We start from the raw sequence: 16,962 nt of genomic DNA, 5'->3' as shown, positions 1-16,962 counted from the left end.
TCAGCGGCGCCGCTCCCGCTCGCGGAGCCAGTCGTCGAGCACGCGGGCGGTGGACCGGGCGTGTTCGTTCATCATCGTCTGGTGGTTGCCGAAGGCTTCCACGGTCTCGTGGTCGAGCTCCCACTCCGCCGCCCAGTGACCGCTCCCCCCGTCGTCGGGCTGCTGGGGCATCCGCTCGCGGGCGCGGACCAGCACGACGGGCGCGGTGGCGGCGCTCGGCTGCCAGCCCTCGAACAGGTCCAGGTAAGCGCCCTGGGCGGTGACCTGCTCCTCGGTCATGAGGGCGAAAGCCTGGTCGTTGACGGCGATCCCGCGCAACTCCTCCTCGATGTCCGCCTCCGGGACCCGGTCACCGGGGAGCCACGTGTCGAGCAGCACCACCGCCACCGGCCGCGTGCCGCGCTCCTCCAGGCGCGCGGCGATCGCGTGCGCCAGCCACCCGCCCGACGAGTACCCGGCCAGCGCGACGGGCGCGTCGGGGAACCCCCGCTCGACCGCGTCGGCGTGCAGGTCGATGACGAGGCCGGACTCGGCCGGCAGCAGCTCGCCGTCGCCGAAGCCGGGCAGCGGCAGCGCGTGGACGGCGCGCAGGCCGTGCAGGTGCAGCGCCAGGCGCGCGAAGTTGTGCGGCCCCGAGGGCGCGACCATCGACGGCACGCACACCAGTGCGGTGGGCGCGGGCCCCGAGGCGAGCGCCACCGGCGTGACGGGCTTGCCGAACCCGGCGGTCGTGTCGAAGGTGGGCCGCAGCTTCGCGGCGGCCTTGAGCACGCCCACGCCCTCGCCGAACTTGCCGATGGAGCACGCGTGCCGGTAGAGGTCGCGGACCCCGGCCGAGCCGCCGGCGGGCCCGCTGCGCCCGGCGGGCGCCGCGGCGCCGTCGGCGGCGGTCGAGGGGTGTCGCGCCGCCGCGGCGACGAGCGCGCCGAGGTGGGCGGCCAGGTCGGCGGCGGTGGGGTGCTCGAAGACGACCGGCGCCGCGAGGGGCAGGCCCGTCACCGCGGCGAGCCGCCGGCTCATCCGGACCGACGCCAGCGAGTCGAACCCCAGGTCCAGGAAGCGCCGCGCGGGGTCGACGTCCTCGGGCGAGGCGTGCCCGACGGCCGCCGCCGCCTCGGCCCGCACCAGGTCGAGCAGGGCGCGCACGCGCCGGTCCTCCGGCAGCGCCGCGAAGTCGACCGGCGCGCGGGCGTCGTCGGGGTCCCCGGTGGGCGTGTCGGCGGCCCGCGCCCGCAGCCGGTCGAACACGCGGCCCGGGTGCACGGCGGTGTAGGAGGACAGGAAGCGGTCCCAGTCGACGTCGACGACGGTGACGGCCCCCTCGTCCGCCGCGACCGCCTCGGCCAGCGCGGCGACGGCCACCTGCGGGTCGAGGTGGCGCAGGCCGCGACCGCGCAGGTGGTCGCGCAGGGCGGGCCGGGCGGCGATCCCGGCGTCGGCCCACGGCCCGAACGCGACCGACGTGGCGGCCAGACCGCGGTCGCGCCGGTGGGAGACCAGCGCGTCGAGGTAGGCGTTGGCCGCGCTGTAGGCGGCTTGGCCGCCGCTGCCCCACGTCGCCGCGATGGAGGAGAACGCCACGAACCCCTCCAGCCCCGGCTCCTCGGCGCGGCGGGTCCCGTCGAGCAGGCGGTGCAGTGCGGCGGCCCCCGCGACCTTCCCGCCCAGGACCGCGGCGAACTCGTCGAGGTCCCACTCGGGCAGCGGGGCGGTCCGGCCGCCGACGCCCGCCGCGTGGACGACCGCCGTGACCGGCGAGCCGGCCTCGGCGAGCTCGCCGACCAGCGCGGCGACCTGGTCCGGGTCACCGACGTCGCAGGCCGCCAGGCGCACCCGCGCGCCGAGCCCGGACAGCTCGGCGACCAGCTCGGCCGCGCCGGGCGCCGCCGGGCCGCGGCGGCCGGCCAGCACGATGCGGCGCGCCCCGTCGCGGGCGAGCCGCCGCGCGGCGTGCGCGCCGAGGGCTCCCGTGCCGCCGGTGACCAGGACGGTCCCGCTCGGCCGCCACGGCGGCGCGGGGGCGGCGGGTCCGGCGGCGACCAGGCGCGGGACGAGCAGCCCGCGGTCCCGGACGGCGAACTGGTCCTCGCCGCCGGGCCCGACCAGCGCGCAGCCGAGCCCGCCCAGGGCGGCGTCGTCGAGTTCGGCGGGCAGGTCGACCAGGCCGCCCCCGCGCCCCGGGCGCTCCAGCGCGAGCGCCCGGCCCAGGCCCCACACCATCGCCTGCTCCGGGGCGGTGACCGGGTCGTGCGGGCCGGTGGAGACCGCGCCGCGGGTCAGCGACCACGACGGCGCCCCCACCCCGAGGTCGTGCAGCGCCTGGGCGAGCGCCACCGTCAGCGCGAGCCCGTCGGTGAGCGCGGGGTGGCGGCGGTGCCGCGTGCCGTCGAGGGCCAGCAGCGACACCACGCCGCCCACCGCGCCCCCGCGCACCCGGTCCGACAGCAGCTCGACCAGGTCGGAGCGGTCCGCGCCCCCCTCGTCCACCGCCAGGTGGACCACCTCGCCGCCGAGGCGCTCGACGACCCAGGCCAGGCGCGGGACGAGCACGTCGCCGCCCCCGTGCGGCGCGGTCAGCAGGAGCCAGGTGCCGGACAGGGGCGGCGTCCCGGTCCGGTGGGCCGCCAGGGCGGTGGCGGTGACGTCGTCCGCGACCGGCTCCCACTCGACCCGGTAGCGCAGCCGGCCGGGTTCCGGTTCGGGCGCCGGCTCCGGCTCCGGTTCCGGGGCGGTCCCGTCCAGCCAGAACCGGGTGCGCTGGAAGGGGTAGGCGGGCAGGTCGAGGTGCCGGCCGCCGCGCCCGTCGAGGACGGCCCGCCAGTCGACGCGGACGCCCCGCACGTCGAGTTCGGCCAGGGCCTCCAGCAGCGCCTCGGGCTCGGGGCCGCTCCGGCGGGAGGCGGCGACCCGCACGGGGTCGCCGCCCGCCGCCGGGCCGGGCGGGCAGGCCGACGCGAGCGCCGTGAGCGTGGCGTCGGGCCCCAGTTCCACCAGCGCCGTCGCGCCCTGCTCGTGCAGGCAGCGCACGCCGTCCGCGAAGCGGACCGCCTCGCGCACGTGCCGCGCCCAGTAGTCGGGCGAGGCGAGCGTCTGCGGCGTGTGGAGGCCGCCGGTGACGTTGGAGACGAGCGGGATCGACGGCGCAGCGGGCGCGACCCGGGCCACGACCGCGCGGAACTCCTCCAGCGCGTCGTCCATGTGGGAGGAGTGGAAGGCGTGGGAGACCGCCAGCCGCCGCGCGGGGCGCCCCCGCCGCGCCCACGTGGCGGCGACCCGCTCGACCGCGTCCGCGTCCCCGGCGACCACCGTCGCCGCCGGGCCGTTGACCGCGGCGATCCCGACCCGGTCGCCGAACCCGGCGAGGGACTCGCGGACCTCGGCCTCGCCGGCGGACAGCGAGACCATCGCCCCGTCGCGCCGGCACGCCTGCATGAGCCGGCCGCGAGCGGCCACCAGCGCGCACGCGTCGGCCAGGTCCCACACCCCGCAGACGTGCGCGGCGGTCAGCTCGCCGACGGAGTGGCCCAGGGCGACGCCGGGGTCCAGGCCCCACGACCGCACCAGGTGGAACAGGGCCGTCTCGAAGGCGAACACCGCGCACTGGGTGTACCGGGTGCGGTCCAGGGCTTCCGCGCCCGGCGAGCCCGCGGGCGCGAACATGACCGGCAGCAGCGGGCGCGGCAGGTGCGGCTCGAAAGCCCCGCAGACCTCGTCCAGCGCCCGGGCGAACACCGGGTGGGCGTCGTAGAGCAGGCGGCCCATCCCCGGGCGCTGGCTGCCCTGCCCCGTGAACAGCACCGCCGTCGTGCCGACCGCGGCCGGGCCGGCGGAGCCGCGGACCACCGCGCGCGAGGCGCGGCCACCGGCGACGGCCCGCAAGGCGCGCGCCAGCTCCTCGCGCCCGTCGGGCCCGGAGGGCACCGCGACCACCGCGCGCTCCTCGAAGCGGGCGCGACCGGCCAGGGTGAAGGCCACGTCCAGCGGATCGGCGGCCGGGTGCCGCGCCAGGTGCTCCGCCAGGCGCGCGGCCTGCGCCCGCAGCGCCGCCTCCGTCCGGCCCGACAGGACGACCGGCACCGGGGCCGACGACGTGCCCCCGGCCGCGGCCCGCGACGTGCCCCCGGCCGCGGCCCGCGGCTCCTCGGGCGCCTCCTCCAGGATCACGTGGGCGTTGGTGCCGCTGACGCCGAACGCCGACACGCCCGCGCGGCGCGGACGACCGCCCGGGCGCTCCCACGGCCGGTTCTCGGTCAGCAGCGCGACGTCGCCCGCCGACCAGTCCACGTGCGGCGAGGGCTCGCGCACGTGCAGGGTCCGGGGCAGCACGCCGTGCCGCATCGCCTGCACCATCTTGACGACCCCGGCGACCCCGGCCGCGGCCTGGGCGTGGCCGATGTTGGACTTGAGCGACCCCAGGTACACCGGGCGGCCGGCGGGGCGACCCCGGCCGTAGGTGGCGATGATGGCCGCCGCCTCCACCGGGTCGCCCAGCGCCGTCCCCGTCCCGTGCGCCTCCACCACGTCCACGTCGGCGGGCGACAGGCGGGCGTTGGCCAGGGCCTGGCGGATCAGGCGCTGCTGGGACAGGCCGTTCGGGGCGGTCAGGCCGTTGCTGGCGCCGTCCTGGTTGACGGCGCTGCCGCGCAGCAGGGCCAGGACCCGGTGGCCGCGGCGGCGCGCGTCCGACAGCCGCTCCAGCAGCAGCACGCCCGCGCCGTCGGCCCAGCCGGTCCCGTCGGCGTCGGCGGAGAACGCCTTGCACCGCCCGTCCGGCGCCAGGCCCTGCTTGCGGCTGAACTCCAGCAGCATCCCGGGGGTGGACATGACCGTCACGCCGCCCGCCAGGGCGAGGTCGCACTCGCCGGAGCGCACCGACTGGCCGGCGAGGTGGAGGGCCACCAGCGACGCCGAGCACTGCGTCTCGACGCTGAGCGCGGGCCCCTCCAGGCCGAGGGTGTAGGAGACGCGGCCGGCGACCACGCCCAGGGCGTTGCCGGTCAGCAGGTGGCCCTGGACCTCGGCGGGCGCCTGGTGCCAGGGCGGTCCGTAGTCCTGGAGGGACACGCCCGAGAACACGCCCGTCCGCGTGCTGCCGCGCAGCGTCCCGGGGTCGATGCCGGCGTGCTCCAGCACCTCCCACGACAGCTCCAGCATCAGCCGCTGCTGCGGGTCGAGGGCCTTGGCCTCCCGGGGTCCGATGCCGAAGAAGGCCGGGTCGAACCGGTCGACGTCGGGGAGGAAGCCGCCGTGGCGGGTGCAGACGGAGCCGGGCCGCTCGGGGTCGGGGTCGTAGCGGCCGTCCAGCGCCCAGCCCCGGTTGGCGGGCAGGCCCGCCACCGCGTCGCGGCCCTCGCGCACCAGCTCCCACAGCGCCTCGGGGCTGTCCGCGCCGCCGGCCAGGCGGCACGCCATGCCGACGATCGCGACCGGGTCGTCCCCGCCGGGGAGGTGGCGCGGTGGGGTGTCGGCCGGGTCCTCGGCCGGATTCTCGTCCAGGCCCAGCAGCCGCGCGCGCAGGTGGGCCGCGAGCGCGTCCGGCGTCGGGCGGTCGAACAGCAGCGTGACCGGCAGGCTGAGCCCCACGGCCGCGGTCAGCCGCGCGCGCAGGCGGTCGGCGAGGTGCCGGTAGACGCCGAGGCGGCGCCAGGGCGCCAGGCGGTCGACGCCGTGCGCACCGCCGCGCCCGGTGACCGCCGCGACGTGGTCGCCGATCAGCCCCAGGAGGAGTTCCCGCTGGGCGGGCGCCGGCACGGCGGCGAGCCGGCGCCGCCAGGCGTCGCGGGGCTCACCCGCCCACCGGGGCGACGACCGCCTGATCTCGCTCAGCTCACGCATGGCCCGACGTCCTCACCGCGCCCCGGGTCGGTGCGCCGCGCCCGCCACCGGCCGCCGACCCCCTCGATGCCGAGCACGACGATCCTGGAGCGCGCCGTCGACCTGCCACCCGCACCGGAGCCTCCCGGAAGCCGATCACTGTGCTGTCGATCGCAGTAGTATCCGGCCGGGTTCCGAGGCGCGCCGCACGTGCGCAGGACCCGCTGTCACCCCACCCGCCCAGGGGGATCCGTCGGACGGGTGATGGTGGTGCGAACCCTCCGGAGCCGGTCGCGCCGGGGCGCGCGGCGGAGCCCGCCGGGAGGGCCGGGCGCGCGGCATCGCGACGCCGACCGGATCAGGGCGCGTTCGCCGGCGCCGGCCGGGTTCACCAGGCCGAGGGCCGATCCCGGGTCGTCCCGCGCCCAGCGCTCGGCGGCGCGGCCGGCGGCGCGGCCGTCACGGCGGGGAGGAGGTGGAGGTGAATCGCTTTCCGTCAAATCGGCTCACGACCGGGATGCCGACTCGCGTGCGCACCGTGGTCGCCTTTTCCCGTTCGCCGAATCCGACAACCACTTCCGGGGGAATCAGCACACGGCGCGGTGATGGTGCGTCACGTCTTGCCCGGTACGTCGCGGCGCCTGTCGATAACCCTATCGGGGGTGCCCTCGCCCACCCCACGAGCGGTGCGCGGTGGCGGCACGCGCCGCCACCGCGCGCCGGTGTCCCGACCGCCGGCCTGGGGCGCCACCTCGCCGGCCGCGGGCGGGAGGCCCCGGCGGCGGACCGGTCCGGCAGGGCGACCGGGACACCCGTCGGGGCACCGGGCCGCACCGCGGCGGGGGCTCAGCGCCAGCCGAGGGCGGGGGCGACGTGGGTGAGGACGTTGTCGAGCAGGTGGGTGTTGTAGTCGACGCCGAGCTGGTTGGGCACGGTCAGCAGCAGCGTGTCGGCCTCGGCGATGGCCTCGTCCCCGGCCAGCTGGTCGACCAGCACGTCCGGTTCGGCGGCGTAGGTGCGGCCGAAGACCGCCCTGGTGTCGGCGTCGATGTAGCCGACCTTGTCGGTGCTGTGGCCGTCGGCGCCGAAGTAGGCGCGGTCGAGGTCCGTGGTCAGGGCGAAGACGCTGCGCGAGACCGAGACGCGCGGCTCGTGCTGCCACCCGGCCTGCGCCCAAGCCTTGCGGAACGCCCGGATCTGCTCGGCCTGCTGCACGTGGAACGGCGCCCCGCCCTCGTCGTTCTTCAGCGTCGAGCTCATCAGGTGCATGCCCTGCTCGGCCGCCCAGACCGCGGTGGCGTTGGAGCCCGCGCCCCACCAGATCCGGTCGCGCAGGCCCGGCGAGTGCGGCTCGACGCGCAGCAGCCCCGGCGGGTTGGGGAACATCGGGCGCGGGTTGGGCTGGGCGAAGCCCTCGCCCTTGAGCACGGTGAGCAGCACCTCGGTGTGCTTGCGGGCCATGTCGGCGTCCGTGTCGCCCTCGTCGGGCCGGTAGCCGAAGTAGCGCCACCCGTCGACGACCTGCTCCGGCGACCCCCGGGAGAGGCCGAGCTGGAGCCTGCCGCCGGCGATCAGGTCCGCGGCGCCGGCGTCCTCGGCCATGTACAGGGGGTTCTCGTAGCGCATGTCGATCACGCCGGTGCCGATCTCGATGCGCTCGGTCCGGGCGCCGACCGCGGCCAGCAGCGGGAACGGCGAGGCCAGCTGGCGGGCGAAGTGGTGCACCCGGAAGTGCGCGCCGTCCAGGCCGAGCTCCTCCGCCGCCACCGCGAGGTCGATGGACTGCAGCAGCGTGTCCGCCGCCGTCCTCGTCCGCGAGTGCGGGCTGTCCGACCAGTGCCCGAAGGACAGGAATCCGATTTTCTTCACGCTCGTGGAACGCCCCGCCGCGCTGGTTGATTCCTCAACTACCTCGGCGCCGCGGCAGCGCTCCTGCCGCAGGACGAGTCCGCGCAGCGGTCGGTCGCGCACGGGAAGAGGGCGCGTGAGGTCGCTGACGGATCCGGAAGGCCCGCCCGTGCCGATGCCGTGGTGTGGACAGGCGGTTCGGGGAAGGGGGCGCGAAGACCTCGACTTCGTGCTGGGGGTGCAACCGGCCACGGCGAAGGTCAGACCGCCAACGCCCACATCCCCCTGCCGTCCTGGAAAGCGGAAGGCGCCACGACCGATACCACGCCTGGAACAACGCTCAGGCCGAGGGCAGGGTAACGAACGGCCGCGTCCGATCGCGTTGTAAGTGCTGCGAAAGCGCAATCCGGCGCACGCGCCGCACATGGGAATCCGGCATCCGGGTAGCCGGTGGTTCAGTGGCGAGGAGGAACCGATGACGGGTGTGCGGTCGGCAGGCGACGCGGTGCGATCGGGCGTGGAGGGCACGAGGTGAGCGGCCCGGTGCACGACTACCTGGCCGACCACCGGGACCGGATCGTCGACGAGCTCGTCGGCTGGGTGCGCCTGCGCTCGGTCGCCGGGGTGCCCGAGCACGAGATCGACCTGCTCCGGTCGGCCAACTGGCTCGCCGGGGCGTTGCGGGACACGGGGTTCCCCACCGTGGAGGTGTGGGGCACCGAGGGCCCGCCCGCGGTCTACGCGGAGTGGTGCGCGGCGCCCGACGCGCCGACGGTCCTGGTCTACAGCCACCACGACGTGCGCGCCGCCAAGGACGAGCAGTGGGAGGAGACCCCGCCGTTCGAACCGACCCTGCGCGACGGCCGCCTCTACGGGCGCGGCGCCTCCGACGCCAAGGGGCAGGTGCTCGCCCACGTGTGGGCGGTCCGGGCGCACCTGGCCGCCACCGGGCGCACCGCTCCCGCGGTGAACCTCAAGGTGCTGGTCGAGGGCGAGGAGGAGGCCGGGTCACCGCACTTCGCCGGGCTGATCGAGGACAACCGCGACCGGCTCGGCGCCGACCTGGTCGTCTTCTCCGACAACCTGCTGTGGCGCGCCGACCACCCCGCGGTCTGCACCAGCATGCGTGGTCAGCTCATGGCGCACCTGGAGGTCCACGGCCCGCTGCGCGACGTGCACAGCGGCGCGGTGTCCGGCCCGGCGCCCAACCCGGTCGAGGAGCTGTGCAGGCTGCTGGGGCGGCTGCACGACGACGAGGGGCGCATCACCCTGCCGGGCTTCTACGACGACGTGGTCGAGCCGTCCGAGCGGTTCAGGGCCGACCTGGCCGCCCTGCCGTTCAGCGAGGAGGACTGGCTGCACCGGTCGGAGACCCGCAGCGTGGGCGGCGAGCGGGGCTACACGGTGCTGGAACGGCTGTGGGCGCGGCCCGCGGCCGAGGTGCTCACCGTGGTCGCCGGCGACCCGGTCGGCGCGTCGAGGTCGGCCATCCCCGCCGTCGCCAGCGCCGACCTGGGCATCCGCACGGTGCCGGACCAGGAGGTCGCCGCCGTGGCCGAGCAGTTGCGGCGCTGGGTCGCGGAGAACATCGGCGACCGCGTCCACTACGAGTTGACCATCGCCGAGGAGATCGGCCAGGAGCCGTACCGCACCCCGGACGACCTCCCCGCGCTCGCCGCGCTCGAAGGCGCCGTGCGGGACGGGTTCGGCACGTCCCCCGGTCGCATGGGCAACGCGGGCGGCGGACCGGCCGAGCTGCTGGGGCGGAGCCTGGGCGCGCCGGTCGTGTTCTTCGGCACCGGCCTGCCCGAGGACCGGTGGCACGACAGCGACGAGCGGGTGTCGGTCGACGTGCTGCTCGCGGGGGCCGCCACCCTGGCCCACCTGTGGCTGCGACTGGCCGCCCTCCCGCGGGACGTCGGCGACCCGACCGCCACCTGATCGGGTTCCCGGCCGCGGTGGTCCGACGCCGGTGGGCCTCGCGCGCTCCGACCGCGGCGAACCCGGTGCCCGGGAAGGGGATTCCAGGCCGCGGGTCCTCGCCCGGGAGGGGCGCGAGTGCCACGCGGCACGAACCCCGCCGCACCCGGGTCGGCGCGCGGTGCGAGACTCGGCGGGTGCTCCACCACGACCTCGCCCGCACCGCTGCGCGCTACCTCGCGGTCGCCGACCGGTTGCTGCCGGGGAGGATCACCGGTTTCCACCTCGTCGGCTCGGCGGCCCTGGGCGCCTGGCGGCCGAAGCGCAGCGACATCGACTTCATCGCCGTGGTGGACGGCGGTCCGGACGACCGGCTGCTGCGCCTGCTGCGCGTCCTGCACGTCGTCGGCAACCTGCCGGCTGCCGGGCGCGCCGTCGCCACGGCCGACCCGACCCTGCCCGGAACCGTGAACGGAGCCTTCGTCCCCGCCGCGGACCTCGACCGACCGGTGACCAGGATCCGCCCCCTGGCCTCGCACAGCGGCTGGACCTTCGCCCCCGGCCGCGGCTTCGACGTCAACCCGGTGATGTGGAAAGTGCTGCGCGACAACGGCATCCCCCTGCGCGGACCGCGACCCGACCAGCTCGGGCTCGACCCGGAGCCGGCCCGGCTGCGCGACTGGAACCTCGACCAGCTGCGCGGCCACTGGCGCGGCTGGGCCCAAGCGCTCCTGACCGGCAGAGCACGGCGCAAACCCCTGGTGCCGGCCCACCGGCTGGCGCTCTCCCGCGTCCTGGGCCCACCACGCCTGCACCACACGATCACCACGGGCGAAGTGATCTCGAAGGAAGCCGCGGCCCAGTACGCGCTCGACACCTTCGGGGACCGCTGGCGCCCCCTCCTCCGCGCGGCCCTCGCCCAACGCGACGGCCGACCGGCGCCCGACTCCCCGACGCCCGGTGGACTCATCCGCATGGCGGGCGAGTTCACCCTGGAAGTCGTCGCCGACGCCGAGAAACGACCATGAACCCCGACCAGCGCCACCTGCCGAGCCGGTCAGCCGTCACCCGGGGCGCGAGGTCGCGCGGGTCGGACGGATGATGGCCCCATGCGCCGGATCACGCTCCAGCGCGGTGGGTCGCCGACGACCCGCTGGCGGGTCGCGTCCGGGGTGCCGGGCCGACACCTGCGGCACGTAGTGGACAGCTACGCCGAGTACGAGGAGTTCTCCACCTCACCGGTGCGCCGGCGGGAGGTGCCCGGTCCGACCGGGCCACCCGCCACGGCCTCGCCGGTAGGTCCAGGAGGACGCCGGTGCGGTGGGATCGCGGATCGGGCCCCGCCTTCGGACCGGTCGCCATCACGTCGCGCGGCCCCGCCGGCGTCGTCCCGGCAGGTCCGCCGAGGACGGGGTCGTTCGGGCAGGTGAACCTGGGATGACCACGATCGGAGGACCGCGGGAGCCGAAGCCCGCTCACGACCGGCCACCCGCGCCGACCCGGGCGCCGAGCGGCACGCGTGGGGGGAGCACGCTCCGCGCGGGATCTTCGCGCGGGCCCGCCCGAGCACCGCACCGCACCGCGCCGACCCCGGGAAGTACGCGGACCTGACGTGTCGGCCGAGGGCGCCGCGGCCCGGTCGGGTCACCACACGGAGGTGATTCCACTGTGGACCCGGCACAGCGGGTCATCCGGCGTCGCCGCCCGCCGCGGTGTTCCGCCGCCGACTTCCCCCGGCGAACCTATGCTGTGCCGAGCCCGACAGGAAGGCGGTGACCGTGCGGTACTCCTCCCCGTCACCGCTCCACCCGACAACGCCGGCGAACCGCCCGGCGACCGGGCGCCCTCCCGGGACGACGCCGCCGCGCGGGTCCGTTCCCGGGGCCACCGAGAAGACCCTGCCGGCGAGGGCGCCGGCCTTCCCGATCGGGATAGAGCCATGGCGATTCCCCGTGCGCGCGCGAGGTTGCTCACCGCTTTCCTGGCCCTGCTCGTCATCACCGCCCCGGCTCCCCCCACCGCGCCGGTCGACGCGGTGGTCGGCGGACGGGCGCGGGAACCCGGGATCCCCGGCCGCCACGCGACCCCGGCCCCGCCGAGGCTGGCCGTCGCCGACGGCGCGCTCGCCCCGGCCGCGCCGCCGGCCGGAGCCGCGGCGGACGGCCGGGTCGCGCTGCGCCCCCTGGTGGTCGCCGTCGACTCCGCCGACTTCGGCCTGTCCACGTGGAAAGCCGTGCTCGACCGGGTCGGCACGCCCTACGACGTCCTGTCGGCCAGGACCGAGCCGCTGACCGCGGACCGGCTGGTCCGCCCCGACGGCGTCGGGCGCTACAACGCGATCCTGTTGACCCACAACGCCCTGCTGCACCCCGACGGCGCCGGCGGCCACGTCAGCGCGCTCGACGACGCGGAGTGGCAGGCGTTGTGGGCCTACGAGCGCACCCGCGGAGTCCGCCAGGTCTCGCTCTACACGTCCTGGGGCACGTTCCCGGAGGACTACTGCCTGCGCCCGGGAACCGAGGGCGGCATCACCTCCCCGGTCCACCTGGCGCTCACCGGGGCCGGCGCGGAGTTCTTCGACCGCCTCAAGCCGGCCGCGCGCGTCCCGGTGGCCCACTCCTACGCCTATCGGTCCGCGCTCGCCCCGGGCTGCGCGGCGCGGCCCCTGCTGACCCTGGGCGAGCACGTCATGGGGGTCGTCGGCGCCTCCGCGGACGGTCGCGAGCGGGCCGCCCTGACCTTCTCCTCCGGCGAGCACCTGGCGCAGAGCGACCTGCTCGGCTACGGGCTGCTGCGCTGGGCCACCCGCGGCGTGCTCGTCGGCGAGTCCAGGCACTGGCTGAACGTGGACGTGGACGACTGGTTCAACACCGGTCACCACCTGCACGCGGACGGCCACGTCGAGACCGACCCCGGCTTCCGGCTGAGCGGGCCGGACGCCGCGGGCGTCGCCGCCCAGCAGCGCGACCTGCGCGCCGACCACCCGGTGGCCGGGGACTTCGCCCTGAACCTGCCCTACAACGGCGGCGGCCTCGACCCCGCCGCGCCCGCGCGGTGCGCGGCGCCGCCCACCGGCGACGCCCTGACCAGCTACTCCCGCTGCCTGGCCGGTGAGTTCCGGTGGCTCAACCACACGGTGCGCCACCCGGAGCTGAACTCCACCGCCTACGCGGAGACCAGGGCCGAGATCGCGGACAACCTGACGATCGCCCGGCAGGCCGGGCTGACCGTGCCGACCGAGGTGCTCAAGACCCCGGCCTACTCCGGGCTGGGCGTGTACCACCCGGACCCCGGCGCGCCGCCCACCGACCCGCCGACGGACTTCGGGCTGGCCGCGTCCAACAAGGCGCTCCTGGACGCCTCCCGCGACCTCGGCGTGCGGTACCTGCACGGCAACATGTCCTTCGCGAGCCACCGGCCGGGCTGCTTCAACTGCGGCATCCGCCACCCGCTCGAACCGAGCGTCATGGTGGTGCCGGACTGGCCGACCGACATCGGCTACCACGTCACCACCCCGGCCGAGCAGACCTACTTCTACAACAGCCTCCACAGGCGCAGCGGCGGGCTCCTCCCCCACGAGCGCGACCTCACCTACGCCGAGGTCGTCGACCGCGAGTCCGACGTCGCGCTCCGGCACGTCACGACCGGCTCGGCGTACGCGCACACCCTGCACCAGGGCAACCTGCGGCAGTACTCGCGGTTGCGCAGCCTGACGTTCGACTGGCTGCGAGCGGTCGTGGAGAAGTACTCCGCCACCCACCGGGTGCCGCTGCGCACCCCCGACTGGCCCTCCCTGGCCCGGTACGCCGACGAGCGCACCGCGCACTTCGCCGAGTTGGGGTCGGGCCGGGACGCGGTGTGGGACAAGCACTCCAACGCCGTCACCCACACACCCGCCACCACCGGCCGGCTGTTCTTCACCGGCGTGACCGCCCAGGCAGGCGTGGTCGACGCCTACGGCACGGACAAGGTCACCTCGGTGCCGATCGCGGCCGGCGTCGCGCTCGTGGCCACCGCGACCCCCCGCGCATGAACCCGGGCGTCGGGCCGCGGACCCCGCTGACGACCGTCGCCCTCGCCGCGACCACGAGCACCGCGACCGACCCGCGGCCGAGCGACACCTCCCGCGGCGCGCGCCGGGAAGCGTTGCGGGACCGGGCACCCGGCTCCGGTGACCGACCGGGCGCCGGAGCCGACCCGTCCGCTCCCGACGAGCCCGGGACCCGGGGGTCGGGCGTGGTGGCCCGGCTCGGCCTGCGGCGCGATCACGGGGGCGGGTCCCCCACCGGCCCCCGACGACCTGCCGGCGCGACCCGCCCGTTGCGGGTCGCGCTGGTCTCCGAGGGCTCGTACCCGTACAGCGCCGGCGGTGTGAGCCTGTGGATCGACCAGCTCGTGCGCGGCGCGGCGGGGCACGCCTTCACCGTCGTCGCGCTGACCGTCGACGGCTCGGAGCGCCCCACCTGGCCGGTCCCGGCGAACGCGGAGGTGGTGAACCTCCCGCTGTGGGGCCGTCCCCCGCGCCAACCCCGTGGCCGGCCGCGGGGGTTCGCCGCCGCCCACGAGGCGTTCCTGCGGTCCTTCATCCCCTTCACCGAGGGCGGCGCGGACGCCGTGCTCGCGGCGCTGCGCCGGTTGTTCGAGCTGGCCCAGCGCTCGGCCGTGTGCGCGGCGCTGGTGGCCAACGACTCCGTGGACCGGCTCAGGGCCGTGGCGGCGGAGGCCGGGCACCCGCTGTCGCTGCGCGACGCGATCACCGCCACCGACCTGCTGGAGCACCTGCTGCGCCCGCTGTCGCACCCGCCGATCCGGGTCGACGTGTGCCACCTGGCGATGAACGGGCCCAGCGCGCTCGTGGGGATGGCGGCCAAGTGGGCGCACGGCACGCCGCTGATGATGTCCGAGCACGGCGTGTACCTGCGCGAGCAGTACCTCTCCGCGCTCGGGGACCGCCGGTCGCACGCGGTCGGGCGGCTGCTGCTGGGCTTCCACCGCGCGCTGGCCGGCGCCGCGTACCGCTGTTGCGACGCCCTGGCGCCCCACTCGGCCTACAACCGGCGCTGGCAGCTGCGCAACGGCGCCGACGAGGGGCGCGTGAGGACGATGTACAACGGCATCGACCCCGCGGTCTTCCCGGCGGCCGGCGCGGAGCCGGACGAGCCGACGGTCGTCTTCGTCGGCCGGGTCGACCCGCTCAAGGACCTGCACACCCTGATCCGGGCGTTCCGGATCATCCGCGGCGAGCTGCCCGAGGCCCGGCTGCGGATGTTCGGCCCCGTGCCGCCGGTCAACCAGCGCTACCACACCAGCTGCCTGGAGCTGGTCGACCGGCTCGGCCTGGCCGGGTCGGCGGTCTTCGAGGGCGTGGTCCCCAACCAGGCCGACGCCTTCGGCCAGGGCCACCTGGTCGCGCTGACCAGCGTGTCGGAGGGTTTCCCGTTCAGCCTCATGGAGGGGATGTCGACCGGCCGGCCGCCGGTGTGCACCGAGGTCGGCGGGGTGCCCGAGGCCGTCGGCGACGCCGGGATCGTGGTGCCGCCGCGGGACCACGCGGCGTTCGCGGACGCGTGCCTGGGGCTGCTCACCGACGGCGAGCTGCGCAGGCGCCTGGGCCGGCTGGCCCGGCAGCGCGTGCTGGAGGAGTTCACCCTCCAGAGGTGGAACGACGGCTACCGCGCCAGGTACGCCGAACTGGCCTTCGCCGGGCGGCCGGGGTGACCGTCGCCGACCTGACCGGGCGGGTCGGCCGGGTGCTGCCCGACCCGGTGGACGAGCTGCAGGTGGCGGCGGTGCTGGAGAGCCTGGGCGTCACCGACCGGGTCGCGGTCGAGGTGTACCGGGCGGCCGACGTGTTCGAGCTGGCCCGGCGGGTGCACGACCGGCTGCCGCGCGCGGGCGACCCCGACCGCTCCGGCGGGGGTCGCCCCGACGTGATCCACCCCGGGGCTTGCCGGCACAGGGCTTGCCACCACAGGGCTTGCCGTCGCGGGGCAGGCCACCGCTCGTGGCGCGACGTGGTGCACGGCCCGCTGTACCTGCTGCCCGCGGCGGTCTACCCGGCGGTGTTCACCGCGCTGGGCGGCCCGGTGGTGGTCCGCGCCCTGGTGGTCGCCACGACCGTGGGCTGGCTCTGGGGGGCGGGCACCATCTGGGTGGCGCACCAGGTGCTCCGCTCGGGCGCCGGCGCGGTGGCGGGCCGGCTGCTGCGCGCGCTGGCGGTCGGGGGCGTGGCGCTGGCGGCGGTGGCCGCGCTCGTGCTGCGCTCCCCCGGCGGCGGTCCGGGGGCGGTGCTGTTCGTGGTGGCGCTGACGGGCCACCAGGTCGCCTCGGGCATCCTGGTCTTCCACCGCCGGGAGGCGCTGGTCTTCCTCGCCGCCCTGCCGGTCGTGCTCGGCGGGGCGGGGTACCTGGTGTCGGGCCTGGCCGACGCCCTGCTGGTCCCGGTGCTGCTGTTCGGCCTCTCCTCCGCGACGGCGACGTTCGGCCTGGCGCTGCTGGCCACCCTGCGCGGCGAGGACGCACCCGGCGCCCGACCGCCGGCCGCGCGGGCGCTGGTGCTGGGGTCGCTGCCCGTCGTCGGGCACACGGCGCTGTGCGCGGCCTTCCTGCTCTACACCGACGTCCGGTTCATCGGCGGCGGGCTCGACCTGGCGGTGGCGGCGGCGCCGCTGGCGCTCGGCATGGGCGTCGCGGAGTGGCGGGCCAACCGGTTCTTCGAGCAGGCCGCCGAACTGCTGCGGGAGCGGCGGCCCACCGCCTGGTTCCGCGACGCCGCGTGGCGGGTGCTGCTGCGCGAGCTGGTCAACTGCCTGGTGGTCCTCGGCGCGCTCGCGCTGGTCCTGCTGGCCTGCCTGCACGCGGCGGGTCTGCTGACCCCGCGCGGTGTGCTGCTGGTCGACGCGCACATCGTGCTGGGCGGCGCGTTCTTCCTCGGGTTCGTCCTGATCCGGACCGGCCGCCTGCCGCGGCTGCTGGTCGTGCTGGCCGCAGTGCTGGGCGCCGACGTCGCCCTGGCCGAGCTCGTCGTCGCCGACGTGTGGACGCCCCACCCCCACGTGCCCGTGTTCCTGTTGTGCGGCGCCGTTCTGTGCTTGCTCATGCTCTCGACGCTCCGCACGAGTGTCGGCGAAACCCGCCACTACCGCAGACCGGCGAGGGGTTCGCCGTGCGCGCCGGCGACCACCGCCCGCCACGCCGCCACCTGCCCGGCAGGTCCCGCCGGCCGAGTTCGCCGCCCAGCCGCGCGCCCTCGGCTTGGACGTGCTGGACGACGACCCCGCCGACCGCGTAGACCACACCGACCGCGAGCCGGGCGAACCCACCGCCCCCGGCGCCGCGCGAGGGGACTGACGGCCCCCGCGACGCGCCGGAACGGCGCAG

Annotated in this window: 6 protein-coding genes and 1 pseudogene; 4 read left to right on the top strand and 3 right to left on the bottom strand. The window is 76.6% G+C overall.

Annotation, left to right across the window (positions count from 1 at the left end):
• Both JOE68_RS27555 and JOE68_RS27550 read right to left on the bottom strand, forming a co-directional pair.
• A pseudogene (locus tag JOE68_RS27555) lies at positions 1–5,835 on the bottom strand (type I polyketide synthase); the annotation flags it as partial.
• 825 nt (positions 5,836–6,660) lie between these two features.
• Positions 6,661–7,683 carry an LLM class flavin-dependent oxidoreductase gene (locus tag JOE68_RS27550; protein WP_204845293.1) on the bottom strand — a complete coding sequence of 341 codons (1,023 nt, stop codon included), beginning with the start codon at positions 7,681–7,683 and terminating at the stop codon, positions 6,661–6,663.
• A gap of 510 nt (positions 7,684–8,193) precedes the next feature.
• On the opposite strand from JOE68_RS27550, the gene JOE68_RS27545 reads away from it, so the two are divergent.
• The 4 genes from JOE68_RS27545 (at position 8,194) to pelF (ending at position 15,300) form a co-directional block, all read left to right on the top strand.
• A complete protein-coding gene (locus JOE68_RS27545; protein ID WP_307819933.1) occupies positions 8,194–9,603 on the top strand; it encodes a M20/M25/M40 family metallo-hydrolase in 1,410 nt (469 codons plus the stop codon).
• A 176-nt stretch (positions 9,604–9,779) separates the two neighbouring features.
• Complete coding sequence (locus JOE68_RS27540) at positions 9,780–10,610, top strand: aminoglycoside adenylyltransferase domain-containing protein (protein WP_204845292.1); 831 nt, start codon at positions 9,780–9,782, stop codon at positions 10,608–10,610.
• A 911-nt stretch (positions 10,611–11,521) separates the two neighbouring features.
• On the top strand, positions 11,522–13,615 hold the full coding sequence (locus JOE68_RS27535; protein WP_204845291.1) for an Agd3-related carbohydrate-binding protein: 2,094 nt from the start codon (positions 11,522–11,524) through the stop codon (positions 13,613–13,615).
• Positions 13,612–15,300, top strand: coding sequence for a GT4 family glycosyltransferase PelF (pelF, locus tag JOE68_RS27530; protein ID WP_204845290.1), 1,689 nt, complete (start codon positions 13,612–13,614; stop codon positions 15,298–15,300). The genes JOE68_RS27535 and pelF overlap by 4 nt, the downstream gene beginning before the upstream one ends.
• Here the strand turns inward: pelF and JOE68_RS27525 are convergent.
• A complete protein-coding gene (locus JOE68_RS27525) occupies positions 15,252–16,721 on the bottom strand; it encodes a hypothetical protein (RefSeq protein WP_204845289.1) in 1,470 nt (489 codons plus the stop codon). The genes pelF and JOE68_RS27525 overlap by 49 nt on opposite strands.
• Positions 16,722–16,962: the final 241 nt, after the last annotated feature.

This window comes from Saccharothrix algeriensis (assembly GCF_016907655.1).
Taxonomy (GTDB): domain Bacteria; phylum Actinomycetota; class Actinomycetes; order Mycobacteriales; family Pseudonocardiaceae; genus Actinosynnema; species Actinosynnema algeriense.
This window is presented reverse-complemented; position numbering and strand designations above follow the sequence as displayed.